At 58.0% G+C, this 848-nt stretch carries 1 pseudogene; it reads right to left on the reverse strand.

From position 1 onward, the window contains the following. Positions 1–785, reverse strand: a pseudogene (locus EG885_RS22340) (IS3 family transposase); the annotation flags it as partial. Between the last annotated feature and the right edge of the window lie 63 nt (positions 786–848).

Consider the following 848-nt stretch of genomic DNA (forward strand, 5'->3'; position numbering starts at 1 on the left):
GGCAAGATCCTGCTTCATGCGGTTGCTGATGGCCCATCCGACGACGCGCCTGGAGAAAAGGTCAATGATCACGGCAAGATAAACCCAACCCTCCCGCGTCCAGACGTAGGTGATGTCACCCGCCCACTTCTGGTTCGGCCCGCTCGCCTTGAAGTCTTGCTGCAAGAGGTTCGGCGCGATGTTGAAGATGTGGTCGCTGTCGGTAGTGGCCTTGAACTTCCGTGTCCGCACAACCTGGATGCCGTTCTGGCGCATCAGCCGCCCTACACGGCGCTGGCCAACCTGCAGACCCAACTCATTCAACTCCTCCGTCATGCGAGGTCGACCGTAGCTGCCCAGGCTCAGGCGATGCTGGTCGCGGATATGGGCCAAGAGCACCATGTCACGTCGCTGGCGTTGTGACGGTGGCCTGTGCTTCCAGGCATGGAGCCCGCGCTCCGTCACCCCCATCAGGCAGCACAAATGGCTGCGGGTCAGGCAACCACTGTAGTCAGCAATATATTGAAACTTCATGGCCTTTGGGCCGCGAAGAACATCGCAGCCTTTTTTAATACTTCCCTCTCCTCCCGGAGTATGCGGTTTTCTTTGCGCAACCGTTCGTTCTCACGAAGCAGTTCAGCGTCCTGTGCGGGCACCTTTGCCTCTTCAGAAAACACCCTGAGCCAATTACCGAGGGTCGAATGCCCAATCCCTAAATCAGACGCAACCTGACGCCGTGTCAGGCCACTGGTTTGCGCGATGCGAACCGCATCCCGCTTGAACTCGTCGCTGTGTATCGCTGCCATATCCGGTCTCCTTGATGGCGAGTATTGCTCTCAAAAGACCGGAACAAAACCGGTGCAGGTCCA

It is taken from the genome of Paracoccus nototheniae, from assembly GCF_004335005.1.
In the GTDB taxonomy this organism is placed as follows: domain Bacteria; phylum Pseudomonadota; class Alphaproteobacteria; order Rhodobacterales; family Rhodobacteraceae; genus Paracoccus; species Paracoccus nototheniae.